This window comes from Candidatus Methylacidiphilum fumarolicum, from assembly GCF_949774925.1.
In the GTDB taxonomy this organism is placed as follows: domain Bacteria; phylum Verrucomicrobiota; class Verrucomicrobiia; order Methylacidiphilales; family Methylacidiphilaceae; genus Methylacidiphilum; species Methylacidiphilum fumarolicum.
On record NZ_OX458932.1, the window covers coordinates 1,252,995 to 1,270,563 of the forward strand.

Consider the following 17,569-nt stretch of genomic DNA (forward strand, 5'->3'; position numbering starts at 1 on the left):
AATCCTTTGTTTATGTAAAAAGTAAAGAAGACAAAAGAAAGGAATAACCACTTAGCGGCCATAATTTTTTTTAGCTGGTAGCTGCTTGAAAATCAAGTCCATTGAGAATAAGAATAACAAAGGAAAGAAAGCAAGTTGAATACAAAGAATGAATGGAAAGCTATAGTCTGGTTGATAGTTCTCCTTTTTTTCTTTATCCCCTTTGGCCGAGGGCAAAACTCAAAAATCGATTTTACTGCCCTTGATAAGGAAAGTGAAGAAATTGAGATCAATCCTCAAGACCCCTGGAAAAGGGATGAAGTTATCACTCCACAAGAACTTGTCGAAGCTTTGAGAAAAAGCGACGAAAAAAAAGATCTTGTTATTTTCCATGTGGGATTTTCTTTTCTTTACAAGGCTAGCCATATCCCAGGATCGATTTATGTTGGTTCAGGAAAGGACAAAGAGGGGATTGCTAGTTTAGAGAAAAAAGTCTTTGGACTTTCTAAGAATCAACAGATCGTTCTTTATTGCGGATGCTGTCCATGGAACCAATGTCCCAATATTCGGCCAGCATTTAATGCTCTCAAACAAAAGGAATTCACAAATCTTAAAGTTCTATTTATTCCTCATGATTTTGCTCAAGACTGGATTAGGAAAGGCTATCCAATAGAAAAGGGATTATAAAAATGATATCTTTTACTATTTTTAATAGTTGAAGGAAATCTATTTTCCCCTTTTATTATGTATACTATGAAAAGAAAAATTAATTTATCTTTTCTTCTTGCTGCTATTTTTGTTGTGATTTTTGGAGGGGAGTCTGCAAGAGCGGATATAATGCTTACGACAAAAGGGTATCGGCTCACAATCCTTCCAATTATGGGGGCAGAAAAGGTGGTAGTTCCAGAAGGAAAAGTCAAGGTAAGAGAGCTTGCCGAAATGTCCTTCGATAAGAAGAAATCTTTTTCAAATACCCAAAAAGATTTTACTAATAATAGAATGGGGAAAAAATGCCCTTATATTGTTTTAAAAAATAAGGGCATTGATCAAGTAACGCAGCTGACATTAAGGTAACGGATGTTATTTATTTTGAGCCGTAAAGGGGGATATAATGTTTTTAATCTCTGCAATTCGATTGGCTGGAAATCCTCCTTGAGCTGCATGTTCTCGAATGGTTTTTTCATCTGGAGCGATATAGATACAATAGATTTTATCTCCAGTAACGTAACTTTCTATCCATTGAATTTGTGGACCCATTTTATCTAAAATCGAACAGGATTTGGCGGATATTTTGGCAAGTTCTTCATTTGATAAGTTTCCTGCTCCAGAAATCTCTCTTTCAATAACATATCTAGGCATACCGTTCCTTTCTTGTTAAAGATTGCATATTGTAAATTACAAGAAAGAATTAGCCTATTCGATTACTTTTTGGCAATCATTTTTTTTCAATTGCCTGAGATAACCTAGCTTTCTAAGCGTTTATTTTTGTTTTTACCAATCCTTCAAATCTCTAAAGAGATTTGAAGGATTGGATCAAAATTCATAATATTCTAAAAACGCATTAGCGATGTAAACCTATATTCAGGACTCAACGAAGCAACATGCTCTCTACAGAAAATGGAAAAAGAGGATCAATTGCAGATGGCACAAAAGTAAACGAATTGAAAGATTTCTTATCTTCTTAATCTTGGGCTAGTTTGGTTTTCATATAATAGACCAAAAAACAAGGAGACTACGTTATTAAGCTCTCTAGTGGAAAATTATTCGGCTTTCATGTTAATTGCTTTTTGACATCGGTTGTCATACATGCTGAAAGCATGCCGAGTGAAAAGAGCACAAAAAAGGGCTTCATTGGGAATGCATGAAGCCCTTTTAACTTTTACAAAGAGGAGGTAGGTAATATATTAGATTGAATAGCCTTGTTCCCCGTGCTCAGAAATATCAAGCCCTTGAGTTTCTACTTCTTCATCAACTCGTAATCCAACAAGAGCTTTTACAACAAAACCAATGATAACTGAAGCCAGGGTAGCAACAACAATTGTGATCAATATAGCTTTTAACTGAGCTATCCACAAAGTGCCACTAGTGACACTTGCTGCTAGACCATTTTTCTTTGCCACCGCCTCACTTAACAAATTGGCATTGACTGCAGGATCGACAAAGACTCCCGTTAAAAACGCTCCAAGCATACCTCCTACTCCATGAACTCCGAAAGCATCGAGAGCGTCATCGTATTTTAAAAGTGGCTTAATAACTGAGCAGGCAAAATAAGGAATAATCCCTGCTGCCAGTCCGATTATCACTGCTCCTGTGCTATTAACAAAACCGCAGGCAGGAGTGATAGCCACCAGACCAGCTACCGCTCCTGTGGAAAACCCAAGAACTGTTGGAGTTCCCTTTAGAGTATATTCAAGCATGGGCCAAGTAAGAGAAGCTACCGCCGTGGCCAGTGTTGTAGTCATGAAAGCGTTAGCAGCAATTCCATCCGCTGCCACTGCACTACCAGCATTAAATCCATACCATCCAATCCAAAGAATGGCTGCTCCAACCATACAGTAAGTCATGTTATTAGGAATTATAGGTTCTGTTCCAAATCCCTTTCTTTTGCCAAGCAATAGAGCCAAGATCAATGCTGACCATCCTGAGGTCATATGGACCACCGTTCCTCCAGCAAAATCAATAGCTGGAATCTTTGCTCCTGAGTTAAATACCCCATTCATCATACCGCTTGCTCCCCAAACCATATGAGCTTGAGGAAAATAGACAAAAAGCATCCATAATGTTATAAAAATTAAAACAGCTGAATACTTCATCCGTTCTGCAATGCCTCCCATGATTAAAGCAGGAGTAATAACAGCAAACATCATTTGGAACATGCAATAGACATTTTGTGAAACCCAGAAGGAATAGTTTGTATTCGGGGCTGAGTCGACGCCCTTAAGAAAGAAATATTCTGTCCCACCAAGAAAATAACCAAGTGGACTACCTGAAAAATTCGTTCCAAAAACAAGACTATACCCTATTGCCCACCAAAGCACAGTTACAAGCCCTGTAATACCCAAGCATTGAGCAAGCACTGAAAGAATGTTTTTTGATCGTACTAGTCCTCCATAAAAAAGAGCCAGACCGGGAAGGGTCATAAAGAGGACCAGCGCGGTAGAAGTCAGAAGCCAGGCATTGTGTCCTGGTCCTGAACTTCCCGCAATCTTGCTTCCAGACGGGTCAGAATTGGTGATATATGCTTCGAGACCTGCAACACGTTGTTCCAATGTTGGAGGTGGAGAAGTAGCTTGCGCGGCTGCGGCCGGGCTTTGTTTATGTGTAAAAGCAATGCCCATGGCTATTAATAGAATGGCAGCCAAGATCCCCAAAAAAATAAATGCTTCCATTCTGGGACGACTTCGATCTATAATGACAACAGAAGAAGGATTTTTCATCGAAAACTAATAAGCAAAATCCATGCCAAGATTCTTAAATGAGATGGCCTAAAAAATTGATCCTTGTTTTTTTTCTTTTTTTATACTACACAACAAATAGTATTTTTAAAAAATATATATACATTATATAGCGTTTATTGTGTTTGGAAGAAATAAATGCAGACAATTAAGTTTGATATAGTATTTTTCCTAATTTCAATATTAGGAGGGCGATGATGGATCACCAACAGCTTTTTTTTCTGGGTTTGATTACGGTCTTTCTAATTTGTCGATCGTCAAAAGAGATGGTCGAGTGGTCCCTTTTGATATTAGTCGAATCTATGCTGCCGTTGAAAAAGCGTTTTGGGCGGAAAGAAAGAAAAGGGCAGGGGATAATCTTTCCAGAGAAGATCTTTTAGCTATCGAAGAGATTACCAACCGAGTGGCGATAAAATCAGCAGCACTAGCCAATCGAGGAGAAAGGCTTGAAGTAGAACGAATACAGGACCTTGTTGAACTGACGCTTATGGAGCTGGGACACCATACCGTAGCTAAGCGTTATATCCTCTATAGGGCAGAGCGAGGCAAGGCTAGAACTATACAGAATAGAGAAGGGGCATCGATCCACATGATCGATAGACGTGGGAATACTGTTCCATTGGATTTGGCATGGATACATCGAATGCTTATGGAGGCTTGCAGGGGTCTTGAAGATCGCTGTTTGTGGAGGGATCTTGCTGAAGAGACGGTTCGAGGTCTTTACGACAACATAAAAGAAGAAGAAATCCTGCAAGCTATGATTCTTACGGCAAGGACATGGGTAGAAAAAGAACCTGCTTATACTTATGTGGCTGCGCGACTGATGTTGAGTAAAATCTATCAGGAAGCTCTTTTAATCGTTCCTAGTATCCATGAGACAGCGGCCTACCATAGGGCTTATTTTCCTATTATGTGCAATACGGGGTAAAGATCGGGCGATTGTCTCCACAATTGCTTGAATTTGATCTTGAAAGACTGGCTCAAGCTCTCAAGTTGGAAAGAGACAAACAATTTACCTACTTAGGCTTGCAGACCCTTTACGACAGATATTTGCTCCATCATGAAGAAAGGAGATTTGAAACACCTCAATATTTCTGGATGCGGGTAGCAATGGGCCTAGCATTGAACGAAAAGTCAGATAAAGAGTCTTGGGCGATTACTTTTTATGACACTCTCTCAAGCTTTCTTTTCATGTCCTCTACTCCTACCCTCTTTAATTCTGGAACCGTGCATCCGCAGCTAAGTTCTTGTTATTTGTTGACTGTAGAGGATGATCTGGAAAGCATCTTCAAGGTTATTTCTGATAATGCTAAGCTTTCTAAATGGGCTGGAGGGTTAGGCAATGATTGGACCAATGTGAGGGCGACTGGTTCATTGATTCGTGGCACAAATGGGAAAAGTCAAGGGGTAATCCCTTTCTTAAAAGTGGCTAATGATACGGCTGTTGCTGTAAACCAAGGCGGCAAAAGAAAAGGGGCCTTGTGCGCTTATTTGGAAACCTGGCATTTGGATATAGAAGATTTTTTAGAGCTTCAAAAAAATACAGGAGATGAGAGATGGCGTGCTCATGATATGAACACCGTAAATTGGATCCTAGATCTTTTCTTTCCATTGATTTAAGTAATATATTTGTTTATAGTTTTTAATTTTAAATCTGAAGTTATTATTTTTTGTTAAGGAAAAGTAAGCAAAAGGATTGTGATTTTTTCAGCCACCTTTCAAAGCAAAAGAGTGATCATGCCATTCATAAGAATGGATAGGATAAAGGACCCTAATGGCCGAATGGAGGCCAACCATGCAAATGTAAAGTTACACCTGACTTCCGGTGATATTTGTTTCCAATATATTTCCTGCTCCTACTAATTCACATAGCCTTTTGGCATGTTCAATAGTGGAACTGACAACCGAAACAATAATGTTTAAACAGTTTGAGAAACTACATCGGCTAACCGTAGCTTCCATATTTGTAGCAATGACGATACCAAGAATACCTGGGTTCGCTGCAAAAAGATCAGATATTATTTAACAAAGCTCTTGTTCCAGATGCCGTATGAGATCTTCGAAAGATTGGCTTTTTTTTATTGGCCTTTTTTATGCTCCTCAATCATAACCTGGGACAGGGCTTCATAAGCCTCTGTCCAGGCTTGTTCCAATTCTTTTGTCCATTCTTTCCCAATGATATTTCCAAGTGTCCAAATAAGAGTGTGACCAACCAACGGATAATGTTCCACTTGCACACCATACCTAACATGCCGACGGGCTAATTCTTTTGCACCACCAAAAACCGTATCGATATCTTGAAGGTTTAAAACGATCCAATTTATGACATCTATTAATTTTTTACCTTGTTTTTCAATATTCTCTTTAAAAAGAGATCGTACATTAGGTTCTACTTCAAAAAGCCTTTTGTAAAAAAGGCGTCCGGCTTCATCAGCCTTGTCCATTACATAGAGCCAACTTTTTTGGATTAGTTTTATTCGTTCTTGAGTCATAGAAAGCAAAATAATTCATAATTTTTGTGAGAGATTTATAAAAAAAACTTCATTTTCTTCAAGACTTTTTTAATTTTTTTTAATGTATTAGAAAGCTTCATACCAATGTAGTCCTCTATACCCTATTGCCCACCAAAGCACAGTTACAAGCCCTGTAATACCCAAGCATTGAGCAAGCACTGAAAGAATGTTTTTTGATCGTACTAGTCCTCCATAAAAAAGAGCCAGACCGGGAAGGGTCATAAAGAGGGCCAGCGCGGTAGAAATCAGAAGCCAGGCATTGTGTCTTGGTCCTGAACTTCCCGCAATCTTGCTTCCAGACGGGCCAGAATTGGTGATATATGCTTCGAGATCTGCAACACGTTGTTCCAATGTTGGAGGTGGAGAAGTAGCTTGCGCGGCTGCGGCCGGGCTTTGTTTATGTGTAAAAGCAATGCCCATGGCTATTAATAGAATGGCAGCCAAGATCCCCAAAAAAATAAATGCTTCCATTCTGGGATGACTTCGATCTATAATGACAACAGAAGAAGGATTTTGCATCGAAAACTAATAAGCAAAATCCATGTCAAGATTCTTAAATGAGATGACCTAAAAATTTGATCCTTGTTTTTTTTCTTTTTTTATACTACACAACAAATAGTATTTTTAAAAAATATATATACATTATATAGCGTTTATTGTGTTTGGAAGAAATAAATGCAAACAATTAAGTTTGATATAGTATTTTTCCCAATTTCAATATTAGGAGGGCGATGATGGATCACCAACAGCTTTTTTTTTCTGGTTTTGATTACGGTCTTTCTAATTTGTCAATAGTCAAAAGAGATGGTCGAGTGGTCCCTTTTGATATTGGTCGAATCTATGCTGCTGTTGAAAAAGCGTTTCGGGCGGAAAGAAAGAAAAGTGCAGGGGATAATCTTTCCAAAGAAGATCTTTTAGCTATCGAAGAGATTACCAACCGAGTGGCGATAAAATCAGCAGCACTAGCCAATCGAGGAGAAAGGCTTGAAGTAGAACGAATACAGGACCTTGTTGAACTGACGCTTATGGAGCTGGGACACCATACCGTAGCCAAGCGTTATATCCTCTATAGGGCAGAGCGAGGCAAGGCTAGAACTATACAGAATAGAGAAGGGGCATCGATCCACATGATCGATAGACGTGGGAATACTGTTCCATTGGATTTGGCATGGATACATCGAATGCTTATGGAGGCTTGCAGGGGTCTTGAAGATCGCTGTTTGTGGAGGGATCTTGCTGAAGAGACGGTTCGAGGTCTTTACGACAACATAAAAGAAGAAGAAATCCTGCAAGCTATGATTCTTACGGCAAGGACATGGGTAGAAAAAGAACCTGCTTATACTTATGTGGCTGCGCGACTGATGTTGAGTAAAATCTATCAGGAAGCTCTTTTAATCGTTCCTAGTATCCATGAGACAGCGGCCTACCATAGGGCTTATTTTCCTAATTATGTGCAATACGGGGTAAAGATCGGGCGATTGTCTCCACAATTGCTTGAATTTGATCTTGAAAGACTGGCTCAAGCTCTCAAGTTGGAAAGAGACAAACAATTTACCTACTTAGGCTTGCAGACCCTTTACGACAGATATTTGCTCCATCATGAAGAAAGGAGATTTGAAACACCTCAATATTTCTGGATGCGGGTAGCAATGGGCCTAGCATTGAACGAAAAGTCAGATAAAGAGTCTTGGGCGATTACTTTTTATGACACTCTCTCAAGCTTTCTTTTCATGTCCTCTACTCCTACCCTCTTTAATTCTGGAACCGTGCATCCGCAGCTAAGTTCTTGTTATTTGTTGACTGTAGAGGATGATCTGGAAAGCATCTTCAAGGTTATTTCTGATAATGCTAAGCTTTCTAAATGGGCTGGAGGGTTAGGCAATGATTGGACCAATGTGAGGGCGACTGGTTCATTGATTCGTGGCACAAATGGGAAAAGTCAAGGGGTAATCCCTTTCTTAAAAGTGGCTAATGATACGGCTGTTGCTGTAAACCAAGGCGGCAAAAGAAAAGGGGCTTTGTGCGCTTATTTGGAAACCTGGCATTTGGATATAGAAGATTTTTTAGAGCTTCGAAAAAATACAGGAGATGAGAGACGGCGTACCCATGATATGAACACCGCAAATTGGATCCCAGATCTTTTTATGAAAAGGGTCCTAGAAAACGGCAGTTGGACGCTTTTCAGCCCCAGTGATGTGCCTGATCTGCATCATCTCTATGGAAAGGCTTTTGAGAAAAGATATCTCGAATACGAACAAATGGCAGATAAAGGGGAAATTAAACTATTCAAAAGGGTTTCAGCCATGACCCTTTGGAGAAAAATGCTTACCCTTCTTTTTGAAACAGGCCATCCTTGGATTACCTTTAAAGATCCCTCTAACATTCGGTCTCCTCAAGATCATGTGGGGGTTATCAATAGTTCTAATCTTTGCACTGAAATTCTTTTGAACACTAGTGCCGAAGAAGTTGCTGTTTGTAATTTAGGATCAGTGAATCTTCTAGCTCACTTGGACGAGTCGGATAATATAGATGAAAAAAAGCTCGAAAACACAATCAATATCGCTGTCCGAATGCTAGATAACGTGATTGATATCAATTTTTATCCAATCCCCGAAGCCAGAAATTCTAATTTAAAACACAGACCGGTAGGTCTTGGCATTATGGGATTTCAAGACCTGCTCCATAGGAAAAAAGTTCCTTATGCTAGTGTTCAGGCTGTAGAACTTTCAGATCGGCTTATGGAGATGATTTCCTATTATGCTATTCTATCTTCATGCAATCTAGCAAAGGAGCGGGGAGCGTATCCTTCTTTTCGTGGTTCGAAATGGGACAGAGGATTATTACCCATCGATACTATTGAATTGTTGGAACAGGAAAGAGGAGGATTTGTAGAGGTAGACAAAAGCAGAACAAAAGATTGGGATTTTGTGAGGAAGAAAATTAAAGAGCATGGACTAAGAAATAGCTGTCTGTTAGCTATAGCCCCCACAGCAACAATATCCAATATTACGGGAGTTTCTCAGTCGATAGAGCCAAGTTACAAAAATCTCTATGTCAAATCAAATCTTTCTGGGGATTTTATTAGTATCAATCCTTACTTGGTTGAAGACCTAAAAAAACTGCAACTTTGGGATCAGGAAATGGTCGATGATTTAAAGTATTACGATGGATCGGTCAAACACATCGAGAGAATACCCGAATCCCTTAAGGAGCTATATGCCACTGCTTTTGAAATTGATCCTTCATGGCTTATCGAATGCGCTAGCCGTAGACAGAAATGGATCGATATGGGACAATCCCTAAACCTTTATATTGATGAACCAAACGGCTGGAAAATCTCTCAAATGTATATCATGTGCTGGAAAAAGGGTTTAAAAACAACCTATTATCTAAGATCAAGGGCAGCAACAACTGTTGAAAAGTCGACTCTAGATATAAATGTTCGAGGCATTCAGCCACGATGGATGAAAAGTAGGAGTCCTTCCTCAAACATTAAAGTAGAAAGAGAAAATAAAGAAAAAAACGCATGTGCTCTTGATTCGGAATGCGAAAGCTGTCAGTGAGCATGCATAGCCAATTTGAAAAATAGATATTGGAGGAACATTATGAGCTGTTGTGTAGGTGGCGGTGGTCAACCTTATGATCTTACCAAAAGAATCAATGTACAGGAAAAAAGATTGATTAATTGTAAGGCTGTAGATGTGAACCAGCTAATGCCCTTAAAGTACAAGTGGGCATGGGAACACTATCTGAATGGATGTGCGAACAATTGGCTTCCTTCGGAGGTCCCTATGCAAAGGGATGTGGAACTTTGGAAATCCAATAGGCTTTCCGATGAGGAAAGGCTTGTCATTATGAGAAATTTGGGATTTTTTGCTACTGGGGAAAGTCTTGTTGGCAATAATATCGTCCTAGCGATCTTCAAGTTCGTTACCAATGCTGAAGCAAGACAATATCTTTTAAGACAGGCTTACGAGGAGGCTGTCCATACCCATGCTTTTCTCTATATTGTCGAATCTCTTGGGCTCGATGAAAGAGAAGTGTTTAACATGTATCATGAGGTTAACTCCATTTCAAATAAAGACCAATTTGAGATGGCTCTTACCGAAGATATTCTTCGGAGCGATTTTAACACTGAAAGTGTGGAAAATATCCAAAAATTTGTAAAAAATCTTGTCGGTTTTTACGTTATTATGGAAGGAATCTTTTTTTATAGTGGTTTTGTCATGATTTTATCTTTTCATAGACAAAACAAAATGACGGGGATTGGGGAACAATTTCAATATATCTTGAGGGATGAAACCATTCATCTTAATTTTGGCATCGATCTAATCAATGGAATAAAAGAGGAAAACCCTGAAATATGGACAGTTGATTTTCAGAAAGAGATCGAAGCGATGATCGATCAAGCCGTTTTGCTTGAATATGCCTACGCGAAAGATTGTTTACCACGGGGAATTTTAGGACTTAATAGTGCGCTCTTTAAAGATTATGTCGAATATATCGCAGATAGAAGACTAGAAAGAATTGGGTTTAAAGCTAAATATGGCTCTAAAAATCCCTTTCCGTGGATGAGCGAAGTAATGGATCTAGTGAAAGAGAAAAATTTCTTTGAGACTCGAGTAACGGAATATCAATCAGGGGCTGTTTTAAATTGGTAATTGTTTGCTCCTATTTTTATTTTCCTAAAACGATGTTTCTATAGTTTTTATAAAAAAAATATGCATCATTTTTATTATAGAGATTCTGAGTTGTATGTAGAAGATGTTCCAGTTTTAAGTCTTGTCAAAGAGTTTGGAACTCCGCTTTATGTCTATTCTGCTCAAACAATTATTGATCATTATACTAGATTTGAAAAGCTATTGGAACCTCTTGATCATTTAATTTGTTATGCTGTCAAAGCCAATTCTAATCTTTGGATACTAAAATTGCTTGCTAACCTGGGAAGCGGCTTTGATCTTGTAAGTGGGGGAGAGCTCTATAGGGTTCTTCGTGCCGGAGGTGACCCGAAAAAGTGTACCTTTGCTGGGGTTGGAAAAACTCGATCTGAAATTGAAGAAGCTCTGCGTGTAGGTATTTACAGTTTTATTGTAGAAAGTGAAGAAGAGCTTTTAACGATTGATGCAATTGCAAAGAAACTATCAATACAGGCTCCTGTAGCCTTTCGAATTAACCCTGACGTGCAAGCTGCAACCCATGCAAAAATTACTACGGGCAGTGACGTAAATAAATTTGGAATTGCTCTTTCTCAAGTGTCGGACCTTTTTGAAAAATGCTCCAAGCTTGATGGGGTTCTGCTTAAAGGCATTCAAATCCATATCGGTTCGCAAATACAACAGGTAGGTCCTTTTTTGCAGGCGATACAAAAAGTCCTTCCTCTTGTTGAAAAGGCAAGGCAAAAATATAGAGTGGAGTTTTTAGATATTGGGGGAGGTATTGGAATAGTATATGAACAAGCAATAGAAAGTGGCAGAGAAGATTGGTGGAAAGAAAGAAATGAATCTTTGACGCTGGATCGATATGTTGCATCGATCCTTCCTTTGGTCAAACCGATTGGCATGAGACTCTTGGTTGAACCCGGAAGAGTTCTTGTTGGAAATGCAGGCATATTGGTCAGCCAAGTTCTTTATGTTAAAAAAGGGGGTTCTAAAAAGTTTATAATTGTTGATGCGGCAATGAATGATCTTGTCAGGCCTGCTTTTTACGAAGCGTATCATCAAATTATTCCATTAAGAGAACAGGTGGATCCGATGATGGAAGTTGTCGATGTTGTGGGTCCGGTCTGCGAATCTTCTGATTGTTTTGCAATCGATAGACCTTTATCCAAAGTGCAGGCCGGAGATTATCTTGCTATCTTCAGTACTGGTGCCTATGGGTTTTCCATGGCTTCTAATTATAATTCTAGACTCAAACCTGCAGAGGTGATGGTTTCAGGTAAGGAAGTAAAATTAATTAGAAAACGAGAAAGCTACCAGGACCTGGTTGCCCTGGAAGAAGGGTCGATTTAAAAAGGGGTTGTTAAAAGGTTGGGAATAAAATAAATAAAAAGGATGAACTGGCGGATTGAAACAAAAAAAACAGCTCTTCTCTTGATCGATCTTCAGGATAAGCTTTTGTCTGTGATTGAGAATCGGGAAAGGGTTGTGCAGAAAGCTGTACAGATTGTCAAATTAGCGAAATTATTTTCATTACCTCTTTATATCTCCGAGCAGGTGCCTGAAAAATTAGGGACAACTTGCAAGGAGATTCTTGAAGTAGCTGGAGATGTTCCTCGGCTTTCAAAAAATACGTTTTCGGCAAGCCCCATTTTGCCTGCTGATATTCCCAAAAATATTCTTGTATGTGGAATTGAAACTCATATCTGCGTACGCCAAACAGTGTACGATCTGAGAATGAGAGATAAGACCCCTTACGTGTTAGGAGATGCTATCGGTTCAAGAAATCAAATTGACCATCAGTTGGGGATAGAAGAAATGAGGCAGGATAGAGTTTTGATTACTTCAGTTGAAGCGATAGCATGGGAAATGATTGAAAAAGCTGAAGGAGCCTTTTTCAAGGAATTTCTCTCTATTTTAAAATAGAATAGAGCTTTGGGATAGCTGTGAAATATTTTTCTTTGCCAAGGAGCTAGGGGTAACGATCAGATAAACCCTGGAGATAGGAGTAACGGTTATTTTGCCACCTGTGTTTTTGTCGATGTTTATAATGTTATTGAGTGCCATAAGGATCGTTTGTAGCTTGGTTTTGGGGACAACAATCTCTAGTTTATAGAGTGTTTTTAATACTGGAAAATATTCGTCTCCTCTATATTTTTCGATTTTATTTTCTTCTTCCTCTAAACCTTTAACTTTATAAATTGTAATAGAAAAGATCTCTTCTTTGAATAAACTTTTTCTTATTTCCCCTAGTTTAAAAGGTTTGACGATCGCCTCTATTTTTAGCAAAGAATCCATAAAAGTAAAAGAGAGAAATTTAAGTCAATCGTAACTTTTAAAAAGCAATAATTATGCCATAAATCAGGCAAGAAAAGCGGTGGAAGACAAAAATTTATGGATACTCAAGAATCAAACTATTTTTGTGAATTAGAAATAAGAAGTGCTAAACATTCACAATTTCTAAGTTTAACAGATAAGATTGAAGAAGAAATCCAACATCGGGGTTGGTATGATGGTCTTTTGCACATTTTCATTCCTCATACAACAGCCGGGATAACAATTCAGGAGGATGCAGATCCCGATGTCATAAAAGATATTCTTTATGTTCTAGACCGGATCGTCCCATGGCATGATCCTTCCTACTGCCATACTGAAGGCAATGCTGCAGCTCATATTAAAACAGCTCTTTTAGGGAACTCAGTACATTGTAATGTAAAGGAGGGACGGTTAAGACTGGGGAGATGGCAGGGGATTTTTCTTTGTGAATTTGATGGTCCTAGGACAAGAAAAGTTCAACTTACCTTCCTTCCTTTCAATAAGTAAGCTTTTTATAGAGAGGCCGTGGGAGAAATACCTATTCTTTTGAAGGGATGTGATGAAAAAAAGCACCAATATAGAAATCATCCTTTTTGAGCAATAGGAAAGGGTCATATGCTCTGGATCATAGGAAGTTGTAATATCGATGTGACAGTCAAAGTAGAAAGGTTCCCTAAAGAAGGCGAAACTGTCCTAGCTCTGGAGTCACATATTTCTATTGGGGGAAAAGGAGCAAATCAAGCGGTTGGAGCAGCTGTATGGAAGATCAAGCCAAAGCTTATAGCCTCTGTCGGAAGTGATACTTTCGGCAAGCAAGCATTTCAGACACTCCAGCAATATGGAGTGGATACTTCCTCTATTATAGCATCTGACAAGCATCCTACTGGCATGGCGTGGATAGAAATAGACAAAAGAGGCAAAAACCGGATCACTGTTGTTCCAGGAGCTAATGCTGATCTCCTTGCTGGACAGATCCTCCCAAACTTGGTTTCTTTAAAACAGACCGACTATGTATTAGCTCAGTTAGAAATTCCTGTGAAGTCCGTCGAATCGGCGTTTTCCTATGCGAAAAGAAAGGGAGCGACAACTATTTTGAATCTTTCTCCCTCTTTCGAAGGACTGGAAGTTCTCTTATCTTTAACTGATTTGCTTGTGCTAAATGAGAAGGAATATTGTCAATTGACTAAGATTTCTTCGTTTTTGGAAGCAATGGAAGAAGCTAAAGCCCATCTTTTTCGCTATGGAATCACTGCCTTGGTTGTAACAGCAGGAGAATTAGGTGCATTTCTGTCTATGAAAAATAGTTCCTTTGTTCATTTCCCAAGCCCTAAAGTACAGGTTATTGATAGTTCTGGTGCTGGAGATGCTTTTTTAGGAACATTCAGTGCTTGGATGGAAATGGGAAAATCCATAGAAGAAGCTCTGAAAGCTTCTGTGATTTCTGGCTCTTTAGCCTGTTGCCGCTTAGGAACGATGAATGCTATTCCAGATCCCAAGCAAGTGTTGCAACTTTTGAAAAATGATATATAGTTTCTTAAATCTATATTAGAAAAAGTAATATGGAGGGAAAATGATCACATACGTTTATGAGACTATTCCTACAAAAGAAGGAGAAGAAATAAAACGATACGAAATTGAACAGAGTATTGCGGATAAACCATTAACCCATCATCCAGAAACAGGCGAACCTATTCAACGGATAATTTCTGGAGGATTAGGGGTACTTACCTCCGCTAAAAAATCCTCGGTTTCTTCCTCTTCTCATCCATCCTCAAGTTGTGGGTGTGGAGGAGGATGTGGTTGCTCCCATTAAAAGAGATACATCTTTTTTTCTGTAGCCCAGAAAGGGCTTCTTTTTTAATTATTTATAAGTTTTTCTTTTTATCTAACGTAAAGAAAATAACATTATTGACTTTCTATAATTTCTGATTCTAATTCTACAGATCCTTTTAAAGATTGAGTAATCAAGCAATTTTCTTCTGCTTTACGCAATAACCTACGAGCTTTTTCTTTATCTGTGCCTGGAGGGACAAAAAGTTTGGTTTTCAGGGAAAAATGGACAAAATACCTTGCCCCATCTTTTCGATCGAGTGTTCCATCAGCTTGACATTCAATTTTATGCCAATGAAAATGATTAGCTTCAGCAACAGAATCGAATGTTAAAATCAAACAGCTGGATAATGAGGCAGGCAAAAGGGTTTCTGGTGACCATGTGTTCTTAGGTCCTCCATATTGTACTGGAGCGTTGATTTCAATGGGCGGCAAATCCTCATCTATACCTTTTGCAATAAGATTTCCAAAAGGACCTCCTGAAGAAACAACTTTATAGTGGTGGGGTAGTGGATGCATGTCATCACAATATCAAAATTCTTTGTTTCATCAAATAATTTCTTGGTAATGTCTCAGCAAATAGAAGAAAATCTTATTTTCTAAAAGAAAACGTTTCCATTTTTCAAGCTTCATATCATAAGAAAAAAGATTAAATGATATTTGTATAATATTGATTTACAAAGAGATAATAATTTTACATATTTTTTTTATAAAAAGGGGAATCTTATATTTTTTAATTTTCTATCTTCTGATTAAAACGTATTAACCACAACATAATTAATATTAATAATATGCATTCTTTTAAAATTTTAAGTAAAATTGTTGACATCTATCTTTATTTTTTTTAGAAGAATAAGTTTTAAATAAAAATTATTTAAAAGTGATTAAAATATTATGTTTTTTTTATTTTTCCTCTTTTCTCTTTTTCCTTTTCATAAAAAAGCTTTTTCCTATATGCCAACGGAGGTTAGGCTAAGAGGACTGGCTTCTTGGTATGCGGAGCCTGGTCATGTGGGAAGAAAATTTGTAAAAGAACATAAGTTTACAGCTGCGCACAAGACTTTGCCTTTTGGAACCTATGTTGAAGTTCACAATTTAAAAAATAATCGTACAGTCATTGTTTGTATTGATGATCGGGGACCATTCATCAAAAACAGAATTATTGATTTGTCAAAGCCTGCCGCTGAAAAGCTAGAAATGATCCATTCGGGCATTGTTCCTGTGGAATTGAAAGTGATTCGATATACTGCTTATTGAACAAGGATTGGAACTTTTTATCCATTAAAGATTCCATGAATCATAAAATGGAAATCAGAGATTTGTTCCACAGTAAAGGAGAGATTTTTAGATTGGATTTCTCGACGTATCTCCTCAATTGTAAAGGAAGCAAGTAGGGAATTAAAAAAGTCTCTTTTTAAAAGAAAGGGGGCATTTTGAACATAGCTTTCAGTCAACAGCCTGGCTTTTTCTATTGATTCAGGTCGGATAAGATCCACGAAAAAAATAAAAGTTCCTTTTTTAGCATACTTTTTGATTGCTTGCCATGCTATTGTTAACCTTGGCAAATGATGTAATAAGCTATTGCTAAGCAGAACATCAAAAGGAGCTGGATAGGACCAATTTGGAATTACCCCCTCAAAAAGTTGAATGGAATGGGAAAGATGGTATTCTTCGATTCTTTTTCTCCCAATAGAGAGCATTGAAGAGGAGCCATCGACACCGATAATTTTTGCCTTTGGAAATCTTTTGGCAAAGCGAATGGAAATGTCAGCTGTCCCACAGCCCATGTCGAGAACTAATCCTTCATTAAATGCAGAAAAAATGGCGGCAAATCGATCGATAACTGCCTGATGAGCAGTGGAAAAGTCAGCCGAAGCATAGGCTAAAGCTTGATGAGGATCAAGCATTAGTTCAGGCTCAAGCGTTCTTTCCATTGATTTTAGGGATCTATTTATTTATGGATTTTTTAAGTTTGAAGTTGTTATCTTTGTTAAGGGAAAGTGAGCAAAAGGGTTTTGATTTTTTCTGCTGCCTTTCGAAGCAAAAGAGTGATCATGCCTTCGTAAGCATGGGTAGGATAAAGGATCCCAATGGCCGAATGGGGGTCAGCCATGCAAATGTAAAGTTGCACCTGACTTCCCGTGATCTTTGTTTCCAATATATTTCCTGCTCCTGCTAATTCACATAGCCTTTTGGCATGTCCAATAGTGGAACTGACTACGGAAGCAATAATGTTTGAATAGTTTGAGAAACTGCATCGGCTGACCGTAGCTCCCTTATTTGTAGAGATGACGATACCAAGAATATCTGGGTTCGCTGCAAAAAGATCAGATATTATTTGAGAAAGCTCTTGTTCCAGATACCGTACGAGATATTCGAAAGATTGGCTTTTTTTATGCTCCTCAATCATAACCTGGGCCAGCGCTTCGTAAGCCTTTATCCAGGTTTGTTCCAATTCTTTTGTCCATTCTTTCCCTATGATTTTTCCAAGCGTCCAAATAAGAGTGTGACCAATCAACGGATAATGTTCCACTTCCACCCCATACTTAACATGCCGACGGGCTAATTCTTTTGCAGCATCCAAAGCCGTATCGATATCTTGAAGGTTTAAAACTATCCAATTTAAGACATCTATTAGTTTTCTACCTTGTTTTTCAATATTCTCTCTAAAAAGAGATCGTACATTAGGTTCTACCTCAAAGAGCCTTTTGTAAAAAAGTCGTCCTGCTTCATCAGCCTTGTCTATCACATAGAGCCAACTTTTTTGAATTAGTTTTATTTGCTCTTGAGTCATAAAAAGAAAAATAATTTACAATTTTTG

At 38.3% G+C, this 17,569-nt stretch carries 19 protein-coding genes and 1 pseudogene; 12 read left to right on the forward strand and 8 right to left on the reverse strand.

Annotation, left to right across the window (positions count from 1 at the left end; all coding sequences use genetic code 11):
* Positions 1–135: 135 nt before the first annotated feature.
* The gene (locus QOL44_RS05725; RefSeq protein WP_009058662.1) at positions 136–666 is read left to right on the forward strand and encodes a rhodanese-like domain-containing protein; all 531 of its coding nucleotides are present in this window, start codon (positions 136–138) and stop codon (positions 664–666) included.
* A gap of 66 nt (positions 667–732) precedes the next feature.
* Complete coding sequence (locus QOL44_RS05730) at positions 733–1,053, forward strand: hypothetical protein (RefSeq protein WP_048814644.1); 321 nt, start codon at positions 733–735, stop codon at positions 1,051–1,053.
* Between the two features lie 6 nt (positions 1,054–1,059).
* Here QOL44_RS05730 and QOL44_RS05735 read toward each other — a convergent pair whose 3' ends face one another.
* Positions 1,060–1,338, reverse strand: a complete 279-nt coding sequence (locus QOL44_RS05735) for a DUF4242 domain-containing protein (protein ID WP_009058659.1) — start codon at positions 1,336–1,338, stop codon at positions 1,060–1,062.
* Positions 1,339–1,883: 545 nt separating this feature from the next.
* On the reverse strand, positions 1,884–3,416 hold the full coding sequence (locus QOL44_RS05740; RefSeq protein ID WP_283401157.1) for an ammonium transporter: 1,533 nt from the start codon (positions 3,414–3,416) through the stop codon (positions 1,884–1,886).
* A gap of 265 nt (positions 3,417–3,681) precedes the next feature.
* On the opposite strand from QOL44_RS05740, the gene QOL44_RS05745 reads away from it, so the two are divergent.
* Positions 3,682–4,362, forward strand: a complete 681-nt coding sequence (locus QOL44_RS05745; protein ID WP_283401158.1) for an ATP cone domain-containing protein — start codon at positions 3,682–3,684, stop codon at positions 4,360–4,362.
* A gap of 11 nt (positions 4,363–4,373) precedes the next feature.
* Positions 4,374–5,054 (forward strand): ribonucleotide reductase N-terminal alpha domain-containing protein, encoded by a 681-nt coding sequence (locus tag QOL44_RS05750; protein ID WP_052671951.1) that lies wholly within the window; start codon positions 4,374–4,376, stop codon positions 5,052–5,054.
* Between the two features lie 458 nt (positions 5,055–5,512).
* Here the strand turns inward: QOL44_RS05750 and QOL44_RS05755 are convergent, their stop codons facing one another.
* A complete protein-coding gene (locus tag QOL44_RS05755) occupies positions 5,513–5,926 on the reverse strand; it encodes a globin family protein (RefSeq protein ID WP_009058654.1) in 414 nt (137 codons plus the stop codon).
* Between the two features lie 117 nt (positions 5,927–6,043).
* Positions 6,044–6,367: pseudogene (locus tag QOL44_RS05760) on the reverse strand (ammonium transporter); the annotation flags it as partial.
* 314 nt (positions 6,368–6,681) lie between these two features.
* Between QOL44_RS05760 and QOL44_RS05765 the strand changes: the two are divergent.
* Genes QOL44_RS05765 through QOL44_RS05780 form a run of 4 tightly spaced genes read left to right on the forward strand, consistent with a single transcriptional unit; the run spans position 6,682 to position 12,528 of the window.
* A complete protein-coding gene (locus QOL44_RS05765; RefSeq protein WP_045086898.1) occupies positions 6,682–9,510 on the forward strand; it encodes a ribonucleoside-diphosphate reductase subunit alpha in 2,829 nt (942 codons plus the stop codon).
* Between the two features lie 42 nt (positions 9,511–9,552).
* On the forward strand, positions 9,553–10,608 hold the full coding sequence (locus tag QOL44_RS05770) for a ribonucleotide-diphosphate reductase subunit beta (protein WP_009058640.1): 1,056 nt from the start codon (positions 9,553–9,555) through the stop codon (positions 10,606–10,608).
* 60 nt (positions 10,609–10,668) lie between these two features.
* Positions 10,669–11,955, forward strand: a complete 1,287-nt coding sequence (lysA, locus tag QOL44_RS05775) for a diaminopimelate decarboxylase (RefSeq protein WP_009058638.1) — start codon at positions 10,669–10,671, stop codon at positions 11,953–11,955.
* A 42-nt stretch (positions 11,956–11,997) separates the two neighbouring features.
* A complete protein-coding gene (locus QOL44_RS05780; RefSeq protein ID WP_009058636.1) occupies positions 11,998–12,528 on the forward strand; it encodes an isochorismatase family protein in 531 nt (176 codons plus the stop codon).
* Here QOL44_RS05780 and QOL44_RS05785 read toward each other — a convergent pair.
* On the reverse strand, positions 12,520–12,900 hold the full coding sequence (locus tag QOL44_RS05785) for a P-II family nitrogen regulator (RefSeq protein ID WP_009058634.1): 381 nt from the start codon (positions 12,898–12,900) through the stop codon (positions 12,520–12,522). The two genes, QOL44_RS05780 and QOL44_RS05785, sit on opposite strands and share 9 nt — an antisense overlap.
* A gap of 96 nt (positions 12,901–12,996) precedes the next feature.
* On the opposite strand from QOL44_RS05785, the gene QOL44_RS05790 reads away from it, so the two are divergent.
* The 3 genes from QOL44_RS05790 to QOL44_RS05800 all read left to right on the forward strand — a co-directional run bounded on the left by QOL44_RS05790 (position 12,997) and on the right by QOL44_RS05800 (position 14,731).
* Entirely contained in the window at positions 12,997–13,425 is a 429-nt protein-coding gene (locus tag QOL44_RS05790) for a secondary thiamine-phosphate synthase enzyme YjbQ (RefSeq protein WP_009058632.1), read from the forward strand.
* A gap of 108 nt (positions 13,426–13,533) precedes the next feature.
* Positions 13,534–14,448: a ribokinase gene (locus QOL44_RS05795; protein ID WP_009058630.1), complete on the forward strand. Its 915-nt coding sequence runs from the start codon at positions 13,534–13,536 to the stop codon at positions 14,446–14,448.
* 40 nt (positions 14,449–14,488) lie between these two features.
* The gene (locus QOL44_RS05800) at positions 14,489–14,731 is read left to right on the forward strand and encodes a hypothetical protein (protein WP_009058629.1); all 243 of its coding nucleotides are present in this window, start codon (positions 14,489–14,491) and stop codon (positions 14,729–14,731) included.
* Positions 14,732–14,823: 92 nt separating this feature from the next.
* Here QOL44_RS05800 and QOL44_RS05805 read toward each other — a convergent pair whose 3' ends face one another.
* Positions 14,824–15,267, reverse strand: a complete 444-nt coding sequence (locus QOL44_RS05805; protein ID WP_009058628.1) for an OsmC family protein — start codon at positions 15,265–15,267, stop codon at positions 14,824–14,826.
* A 375-nt stretch (positions 15,268–15,642) separates the two neighbouring features.
* Between QOL44_RS05805 and QOL44_RS05810 the strand changes: the two genes are divergently transcribed.
* Positions 15,643–16,005, forward strand: a complete 363-nt coding sequence (locus tag QOL44_RS05810; protein WP_009058626.1) for a septal ring lytic transglycosylase RlpA family protein — start codon at positions 15,643–15,645, stop codon at positions 16,003–16,005.
* 17 nt (positions 16,006–16,022) lie between these two features.
* Here QOL44_RS05810 and QOL44_RS05815 read toward each other — a convergent pair whose 3' ends face one another.
* Together QOL44_RS05815 and QOL44_RS05820 are read right to left on the reverse strand one after the other, a co-directional pair.
* Positions 16,023–16,682, reverse strand: coding sequence for a methyltransferase domain-containing protein (locus QOL44_RS05815; protein WP_009058624.1), 660 nt, complete (start codon positions 16,680–16,682; stop codon positions 16,023–16,025).
* Positions 16,683–16,738: 56 nt separating this feature from the next.
* A complete protein-coding gene (locus QOL44_RS05820; protein ID WP_009058621.1) occupies positions 16,739–17,542 on the reverse strand; it encodes a globin domain-containing protein in 804 nt (267 codons plus the stop codon).
* Positions 17,543–17,569: the final 27 nt, after the last annotated feature.